A 7,934-nucleotide genomic window follows, 5' to 3' on the forward strand; every position below is an offset into this window, starting at 1 on the left:
CCAGCAGGAGAAGCGTGACAGGTGAGACCCCACAGCGCGGAGCGCGAGGAGGCTCACCGCACGCCCTGCGGAAAGCGTTCCCCCTGAAGCGGAAATCACCAGCCAGCTTTAACAGAGCCCTTTGATTATCTCGATTTAACAAGCAATTGAACTGCTTCATTAATATAATCTGATGAATCCTCATCTTTTTCTGCATTACGCAGACATTCCTCAAGGTTGCGTGCGACAATCAGGCCAATTGTACGGTCAAGTGCAGTACGTGTAGCAGACAGCTGCGTCACAACGTCACGGCAGTCTTTACCTTCTTCCATCATCCGCAAAATACCTTTAATCTGGCCTTCAGCGCGCTTCAGGCGGTTAATTTGCTGCTTATCATATTCCATAGGATAAACTCCTTTAGTTTTAATTTTGAGCTACTTATATCGTATAAGGATACTCGGGTTTTGTAAAGAAGTTAGCGGCGCGGTGAAATGGGTTATCAAAAACGGCTGAGACACATATGTCCCAGCCATCCGATGTTAATTCCTATTCATATACCGTTGCATATCCTTCTTATGCTTCTCGTCTCTGACAACAATTACCGCGTGGATCAATCCCGGGATATAGCCGAGAATTGTCAGCAGAATATTCAGCAGAAACGACCCGAACCTGCCTGTGAATAATACCGCTAAAGGCGGCAGGAATATAGCTAAAATATATAGCATTCAATCATCAGCCCTTCTCATGTCAGTTAATAGATTCATTCCCTGATATCCACTGAACTAAACGGAAGTGCGAGTACACAGGTGCTGTGGCGGCTGACATTAACCAGGTCTGACCTCAGCACGCTGAGCGGTTTGCTGTCAGCCTGAATGCCATCTGACAGCACATGCCACGGCCCTTCTGAATCAAGGTGGTATTTAATAGGTGAACCATGCGCATTATGGATAACAGCATATCTTTCATAAGGTCCGCGGTCTGCGATCAAATCGTATGCAATCAATCTCTCATCAGTTGGATGGAAATGCATATGCTCAATTACTTCTTCTTTTGTCCGCATCCTGAAAGCGGGATGTCCTTTTCTGAGCTTAATCAGTCCTTTGACATACTGAACGGTTTGGCTGAATTCCTCGCGTCGATGCCAGTCAAGCTTATTAATATCGTCAGGAGAGCGGTAACTGTTCTCCACACCGAATTTTGTCCTCATAAATTCCTGACCTGCGTGAAGAAACGGAATACCCTGAGACAGCAGGACGATTGAAGTTGCCAGTCGGTGCATTCTTTTATGATCACTCATTGATGCATTTGGTGACGTGAAGCTGATCTTATCCCACAGCGTATGGTTATCATGAGCTTCCGCATAATTGACGACCTGTTCAGGTGATGTGAATGTTTTACGATCATAAGGGACCTTCATACCTGCAGATACACCCTGGAGTAAATGATATCTCATGCCAATTCTGCCGTTGATGAATCCGTTGTCCTGCTTTGAGAATGTATTCCCTTTTAAATGGTCGCGTAGTGCATCGTTGAAATGAGCAATCCCTTTCATCTGACCGGCCTGATGCTGGTTTGCTTTCAAGTGGTCGGGAAGTGCTGTCTGGAGATCCCATCCTTCTCCAAGCATGATAATGGAGGGGCTGACCTCATCGAGTGCTTTTCTGGCGGCAATCATCGTTTCAACATCGTGAATGCCCATCAGGTCAAATCTGAACCCGTCAATCTGGTATTCAGTAGCCCAGTAGACAAGAGAGTCCACGATAAACCGCCTCATCATAGCGCGCTCGGATGCAGTATCATTTCCTACTCCGGTCCCGTTTGAGAGCTTGCCATTCTTCGCATAACGGAAATAGTATCCCGGCACAAGCTGATGGAAAGGCGAACGGCTGACATCATACACGTGGTTATAGACGACATCCATAATCACGCTCATCCCGCGGTCATGAATGGCCTGAATCAGTGTCTTCAGCTCCTTAATCCGGAGTGCCGGGTTATGAGGATCTGTAGAATATGACCCTTCAGGCGCATTAAAATGCTTCGGATCATAGCCCCAGTTATACTGCGGCTGATCAAGCTTTGTCTCATCCACTGTCCAGTAATCAAAGAACGGAAGCAGCTGAATGTGGGTGACACCAAGCTCAGCCAGGTAATCAAGGCCGGTAGAAAATCCGTGCGTTGTGACAGTGCCTTCTTCAGCTAAACCGAGATACTTACCTTTGTTAAAAGTTCCGCTGTCAGGATGGATCGTAGCATCACGGATATGCAGTTCATAAATCACTGCATCAACAGGAGAGGCGAGCGTTCTTGCTGATTTCTTCCACGATAAAGGTCTCGTTTTCTTCAGATCAATGACCGCACTGTGCATTCCGTTCACACTGACAGCTTTCGCGTAGGGATCCTGCGTTTCGCGCCACTCTTTTCCGATCCTCACGCGGTACAGGTACTGCGCCCCGTCCCAGTCACCGGGAAGATTCAGGTGCCAGGCACCGCAATCTGCCTGCTGCATTTTATATAAATGAATCTGATCATCCATGGAAATTTTAACTTCTGCTTCCTGAGCGGGAGGAGACCAGACGCTGAAAAAAGTCTGTTCCGGTGAATAATCTGCTCCGAGAAAGCCGTCATATTTAAATAACTGATCAAATTTCTTTGTCCGCATAATATCGCCAAAAGTGACTTCACAATAACCGAAATGAGAAATGTTCACCTCATATTTTTTTGTTAAGGACAACCGGTTCTTTGTCTTGATAACGAGTCTGTTGGCAAGGTCGGATCCTGCATGATCTTTTTCAGCACGAACTTTTTTGATTTCAGCTCCATCAAGTGACACTTGAAGGTTATCGTGTTTCCAGTCAAAAGAAAGATTTGTCAGTACAGTGATCTCATCCCATTTATCAATTTTGGCACTGATAATGCCCGGGAAAACAGTCACATCATTTAATTGTTCATAGATGCGTTCCATTCCCTGCATCAGCCATACTTCAGCTTTACCGGAGCGGTCGAATGATGTAATGAATCGGTCATCAAAACGCTTGCCTGCCCAGTCATCTTCTGCTGTGCTTTTTCTTATAATAAAGCCGACGCGTTTGATTTCATCAGGACTTTGCAGCGTGAATACGGCAACTCTGCCATAGCTGTCTTCCTGAGAGAACTCAACCATCCGGCCCGCTTCACCTTCAAGCCATACCCAAAGATTCCATCCGTCATAATCGTTATCGTAGCGATGGTAATGAAGTGTTACTGTGACTTCTTTTAGAATGGGAGGCTGTTTTTCAAAAGACTCTATTTTTACCATGCTGATCAGACCCTTCTCTATGGAGTGCCGGCAAATTCGTCGTGTTACGTATAGTATACGCCAGAATCAGCAGCAGGACATCTTCAAGTGTAAAATCTATATACCCCCTTTCTCATCAAATAGTCTGAATTCATACCAGATGAGTGCGAAAAAGTGGCAACATTCCGAATATCGCTTAAAATAGAAGTAGACAGGAATTTATCTAAAGGAGGAATTAAGATGAAAGTACTTTATATCAATGCAAATCCAAGAACGAAGAAATCTGTCAGTGAAGAAATTGCTGATACATTTATAGAAGAAATTAAAAAAGCGGAGCAGGGTGTGGAAGTTGAATATGCCCACCTGTATGAAATGGACCTGCAGGAGATTGACGAGGATGTGTTAGGTTCGTGGGGCAAACACCGTACAGGGGAAGAATTTACTGACATTGAAAAAGAGAAAGTGAAAAGAATGGACGATGTGCTGGATCAGTTTTTAGCTGCTGACCTTTATGTATTTGTCACACCGTTTTGGAACCTGTTATTCCCGCCAAGAGTGAAGACGTACATTGATTCATTATGTATCCCTGGTAAGACATTCCGTTATACTGCAAGTGGGCAGGAAGGTTTAATTGAAGGTAAGCGTGCTGTTCATATTGAATCAGTGGGAGGCGTGTATAAAGGAACAGGATTAAATTTCTCAGAGGATTATTTACGTGAAGTAATGCGTTTTCTCGGCATTAAGGAATACGATTCAGTTATTTGTGAAGGGATGAGCCAGTACCCTGATATGGCGGATAAGATTCTTGAAGAATCAAAAGCTGAAGCAAGAGAACTGGCCCAAAAGCTTGCAAGACTGGAATAGTGATCAGTCAGGCGTAAAAAAACGGATGACGAGCGGAATTTTAAAAACGTCACCTCTTAATGCATACAATCCGGCAATGATGGCAAACACAATCCATAATACAGTCAGTACTGAGTTAATCACCCAGCCGATGCCGATGAAATAAAAGAATCCCGCAAATGCCTGGTACAAAAAGTAGCTGACAGCAAAATTTAAATAAACATAACCGTGCTCCCTGACAAAGGGGGCATCTCTTTTGATCAGCCATAGAATAAGCGGTCCGACAATAAACGTTACAGTGCTGGTGAAATACATCAGTGCAGCAACGAGACGATCTTCTGACGAATGCATAACCAGGTCCCCCTTTAAAAGTCTTCTTATGTTTATATACGTACCCGGAGAGAATAAGTTTCAAAAGGAGTCTGGAATCATATGTACATAGTCTTTCTGAATCGTTTCGCTGCGCTTCAGGCAGATGCTTTCCACGGGAACTGTGGTGAGCGCATAAAAAAAGAGGCTGGGACAATATAAAAAATTGTCTCAGCCTCTAATCGTTTCACTGCGCTTCAGGCGGAAGCTTTCCGGACGGCGGTCGCTGAGCCTCCTCGCCTTAGGCTGTGGGGTCTCAGCTGTCCCGCTAATCGTCCCGGAGTCACCGCCTTACGCTCCGTTCCACTAAGATTTATTTCAATAAAAAGTAATTCAAACAACAATTATCATCGTTTTGTCTCAGGCTCTTCATCATATTAACTGCTTCTGCCAAGTAATACTGCCACATAAAAGCCTGCTGCAAGTGTAACTGCACACATAATGACGTTAGCAGCCGATAGTGCCAGCCCCGGATACACCACAAATAGTGAGCCGAACACAAGGCCGATAATAAATGCATACATCATCACCGGGTAACGGTTCATCAAGTAACGGATCAGCTTACTTGTGAAAATAAAGCCAAAAGCAACGCCGGCTCCGACCAGGGCGATCACCGGCAGATTAAAGTTGCTGATCGCAGCAATTGCAGTATTATAGACACCCAGAACAAGCAGCAGGAAAGAACCGCTGATCCCCGGGAGCATCATAGCTGAACTTGCAAGAATGCCAGCTCCGAAAAGAAGTGCCATATTCCCGGCAGTTAATTCAGTAATAATCGCCCCCTCTTCTGAAGGGTTTGAAAAGCCGATAATCAAAACAATCACAGCGCCCACCAGTAACATTGCGATATGCTTTGCTTTAAAATTTTCTTTTGCATTGGATTCTCTCAGCAGATAAGGCAGGATTCCGCCAATCAGCCCGATAAAAAAGAAATAGGTAGGTTGAGGGTGAACCTCAAGCAGCCACTCAATCAGGTTACTAAGCGCAATAATTGAGATCCCCATCCCTGCACCAAGCATGACCAGGAAAGGCAGGTGTTTTTTCCATTCTCTCGTTGTAATGCCGCTCAACGCATTGATGAACTGATCGTAAATACCAAGCAGAACAGCAATCGTACCACCGCTGACGCCCGGGACAACATCACTTGCCCCCATCGCCATACCGCGGAATATATTTCTCCAGTCAAACATATATAGGCTCCTTTTAAGTTGGTAAAATCAACAATCTTCATTATACGTGAACAAAACGGTTTCGTCATGGCTGAAAAAAGGAAAGATATAGAGAAAACGTTCACATTTTAGGGAGGCTGAAAAAATGAAGAAAGCGATGTTAATTTTAAATCCCTCTTCAGGCAAGGAAGAGGCACTTGATCATAAAGAATCTGTCCTGACTGTACTGAAAGAAATGGAGTATGAAGTTACATTAAAAGAAACAGAGAAAGAAGATGACGCAACCCGTTTTGCTGAACAGGCATGCCGGGAAAAATATGATACAGTCGTATCCATGGGTGGTGACGGCACGCTGAACGAGACGATTACCGGACTTGCGGGACAGGATTACCAGCCGTCGCTTGGTATCGTACCTCTAGGGACAGTAAATGACTTTGCAAGGGCATTGAATATTTCAATGAATCCTGAAGAAGCCATTCAGCAGCTCAGAACAGCAGAAACAAAACGAGTGGATATTGGCCGGATCAATGATAAATACTTTATGAATATCATCGCACTCGGCGGGATCGCTGAAGCGACGTTTGGCGTCTCGGTGGAACAGAAAACAAAGCTTGGACCACTGGCTTATATGATTGAAGGATTCAAAACAATTCGGGAAAAAGAACCGTTTGAGGCTGATATTACATACGACGGTGTCAAATGGGAAGGCAGTGCACTGCTATTTTTAATGGCACTGACCAACTCTGTCGGCGGTTTTGAAAAGCTTGCACCTGATGCAGAAGTGAATGATGGGCATCTGCATTGCTTTGTCATTAAGGACGTTCCACTCTTTAAACTGATCAGTATTATGACTGCTTTACTCAAGGGTGAGCTTGAAGAAGATGAAAATGTAGAATATTTTAAAGCAAAAGAAGTGCATGTGAATTCTGATGCAGATCTGATCTCGAATGTTGATGGGGACGAGGGAGCTCACGTGCCCCTGACAGTAGAAGTATTAAGCAGACATATTCCAATACTATGTCCTGCTGCACTAGAGAATGAATAGGAGGCTAAACATGATTAAAGCAATTGTAACAGGCGGATCAAAAGGACTTGGCGCAGCGATTGTCAGTCATTTGATTGACCGTGACATTGATGTGACAGATGTATCAAGATCAGGGAATGAAGCGATGAAGGGGAACAAACACTATCATCATGAGCAGGCGGATATGACATCACTTTCAGATTCACTTCGTTTTCTTAGAACATGGGTTGAAGAACAGAAGGATCTTACAAGGCTGTATCTGATTCAAAATGCCGGAACCGTTCAGCCGATGGAGACAGTCGGACACATGGATCCATCAGCGATTGAAACGGCGATTACACTGAATTATACAGCGCCTGTAGCCTGGGCAAATCTTGCCTTTAAGCTTGCAGATGAATACGGTTTTGAACTGGTGATTGTCAATATTACTTCCGGCGCAGCCGATAAGCCGAATCACGGCTGGAGTGTATATGGCAGTACAAAAGCTGCACTGAATCTTTTCACAGAGACTGCCGCGCTTGAACAGGGCGATCAGGGCCACACCATCATATCGTATAGCCCGAGCATTATGGATACAGGCATGCAGGAGGAAATCAGGTCAACAGACGCATCGTCTTTTGCAGCTATTGAAACTTTTCAGGCGTATAAAGAGCAGGGAAAACTGCGTAAACCTGATGAAGTCGGCGGTGTCCTCGTGCGGGTATTGATGGAAGAAGAACTGGTGAACGGTAAGCTCTATCATGTGAACGATTACCTTCCGTCAACAAAGTGATATCTGAACGAAATGTTACTTAATGGAAATGTAATGTGCTACAACTGTTATTATTCTCATATTCCGGGTAAGAATAAGTATTGAACAAAATACTTATATTTATGAAGGGAATGTTGAAGATGAAACTTAAAAAATGGATGCAGGTTGGTGCAGCAGGAATGCTGAGTATTAGTATGCTCGCGGCATGCGGTGATGACGATGGAGAAATGGATCCGGCAGAACCAGGCATGGAGGAAGAAGAAGCACCGATGGATGAGAATACTGATGACAACATGGAAGATGAGATGGAAGACACTGGTGATGAAATGGAAGACGGAATGGAAGATACCGGTGACGAAATGGAAGAAGAAACAGACGAGATGGAAGATGACATGGAAGAAGATACTGAATCTTAAGAGTGAAAATAAAGAGGCTGGGACAAAACCAGTGAATAATTGAAAATGTCCGCGGGAAGGTGCAACCTTCCCACGGACATTTTTTTATAATGAACGTAAATTTTAGTAC

9 protein-coding genes are annotated in these 7,934 nt (G+C 44.5%); 4 read left to right on the forward strand and 5 right to left on the reverse strand.

Going from position 1 to position 7,934, the window contains the following annotated elements; all coding sequences use genetic code 11:
- Window positions 1–125 precede the first annotated feature (125 nt).
- The 3 genes from KP77_RS03235 to pulA form a co-directional block, all read right to left on the reverse strand.
- Window positions 126–383, reverse strand: a complete 258-nt coding sequence (locus KP77_RS03235) for a metal-sensitive transcriptional regulator (RefSeq protein WP_041121307.1) — start codon at window positions 381–383, stop codon at window positions 126–128.
- A 135-nt stretch (window positions 384–518) separates the two neighbouring features.
- Entirely contained in the window at window positions 519–704 is a 186-nt protein-coding gene (locus tag KP77_RS03240; RefSeq protein ID WP_041121308.1) for a YqaE/Pmp3 family membrane protein, read from the reverse strand.
- Between the two features lie 35 nt (window positions 705–739).
- Window positions 740–3,274 carry a type I pullulanase gene (pulA, locus tag KP77_RS03245; protein WP_052473933.1) on the reverse strand — a complete coding sequence of 845 codons (2,535 nt, stop codon included), beginning with the start codon at window positions 3,272–3,274 and terminating at the stop codon, window positions 740–742.
- 219 nt (window positions 3,275–3,493) lie between these two features.
- Between pulA and KP77_RS03250 the strand changes: the two genes are divergently transcribed.
- The gene (locus KP77_RS03250) at window positions 3,494–4,117 is read left to right on the forward strand and encodes an FMN-dependent NADH-azoreductase (protein WP_041121310.1); all 624 of its coding nucleotides are present in this window, start codon (window positions 3,494–3,496) and stop codon (window positions 4,115–4,117) included.
- Between the two features lie 3 nt (window positions 4,118–4,120).
- Here the strand turns inward: KP77_RS03250 and KP77_RS03255 are convergent, their stop codons facing one another.
- Entirely contained in the window at window positions 4,121–4,447 is a 327-nt protein-coding gene (locus tag KP77_RS03255; protein ID WP_041121311.1) for a DUF4870 domain-containing protein, read from the reverse strand.
- 395 nt (window positions 4,448–4,842) lie between these two features.
- Window positions 4,843–5,655, reverse strand: coding sequence for a DUF368 domain-containing protein (locus KP77_RS03260; RefSeq protein ID WP_041121312.1), 813 nt, complete (start codon window positions 5,653–5,655; stop codon window positions 4,843–4,845).
- A 124-nt stretch (window positions 5,656–5,779) separates the two neighbouring features.
- Between KP77_RS03260 and KP77_RS03265 the strand changes: the two genes are divergently transcribed.
- The 3 genes from KP77_RS03265 to KP77_RS03275 all read left to right on the forward strand — a co-directional run bounded on the left by KP77_RS03265 (window position 5,780) and on the right by KP77_RS03275 (window position 7,825).
- Window positions 5,780–6,679: a diacylglycerol/lipid kinase family protein gene (locus tag KP77_RS03265; protein ID WP_041121313.1), complete on the forward strand. Its 900-nt coding sequence runs from the start codon at window positions 5,780–5,782 to the stop codon at window positions 6,677–6,679.
- Between the two features lie 10 nt (window positions 6,680–6,689).
- The gene (locus KP77_RS03270; RefSeq protein WP_041121314.1) at window positions 6,690–7,430 is read left to right on the forward strand and encodes an SDR family NAD(P)-dependent oxidoreductase; all 741 of its coding nucleotides are present in this window, start codon (window positions 6,690–6,692) and stop codon (window positions 7,428–7,430) included.
- Window positions 7,431–7,549: 119 nt separating this feature from the next.
- Entirely contained in the window at window positions 7,550–7,825 is a 276-nt protein-coding gene (locus KP77_RS03275; protein ID WP_052473934.1) for a hypothetical protein, read from the forward strand.
- Window positions 7,826–7,934: the final 109 nt, after the last annotated feature.

This window comes from Jeotgalibacillus alimentarius (genome assembly GCF_000829445.1).
Taxonomy (GTDB): domain Bacteria; phylum Bacillota; class Bacilli; order Bacillales; family Jeotgalibacillaceae; genus Jeotgalibacillus; species Jeotgalibacillus alimentarius.

Excerpts from the sequence above, each read along its gene's own strand:
- KP77_RS03250 (WP_041121310.1), top strand. The coding sequence starts at position 3,494 with ATGAAAGTACTTTATATCAATGCAAATCCAAGAACGAAGAAATCTGTC.
- KP77_RS03275 (WP_052473934.1), top strand. The coding sequence starts at position 7,550 with ATGAAACTTAAAAAATGGATGCAGGTTGGTGCAGCAGGAATGCTGAGT.
- pulA (WP_052473933.1), bottom strand. The coding sequence starts at position 3,274 with ATGGTAAAAATAGAGTCTTTTGAAAAACAGCCTCCCATTCTAAAAGAA.
- KP77_RS03260 (WP_041121312.1), bottom strand. The coding sequence starts at position 5,655 with ATGTTTGACTGGAGAAATATATTCCGCGGTATGGCGATGGGGGCAAGT.
- KP77_RS03270 (WP_041121314.1), top strand. The coding sequence starts at position 6,690 with ATGATTAAAGCAATTGTAACAGGCGGATCAAAAGGACTTGGCGCAGCG.
- KP77_RS03265 (WP_041121313.1), top strand. The coding sequence starts at position 5,780 with ATGAAGAAAGCGATGTTAATTTTAAATCCCTCTTCAGGCAAGGAAGAG.
- KP77_RS03235 (WP_041121307.1), bottom strand. The coding sequence starts at position 383 with ATGGAATATGATAAGCAGCAAATTAACCGCCTGAAGCGCGCTGAAGGC.
- KP77_RS03255 (WP_041121311.1), bottom strand. The coding sequence starts at position 4,447 with ATGCATTCGTCAGAAGATCGTCTCGTTGCTGCACTGATGTATTTCACC.
- KP77_RS03240 (WP_041121308.1), bottom strand. The coding sequence starts at position 704 with ATGCTATATATTTTAGCTATATTCCTGCCGCCTTTAGCGGTATTATTC.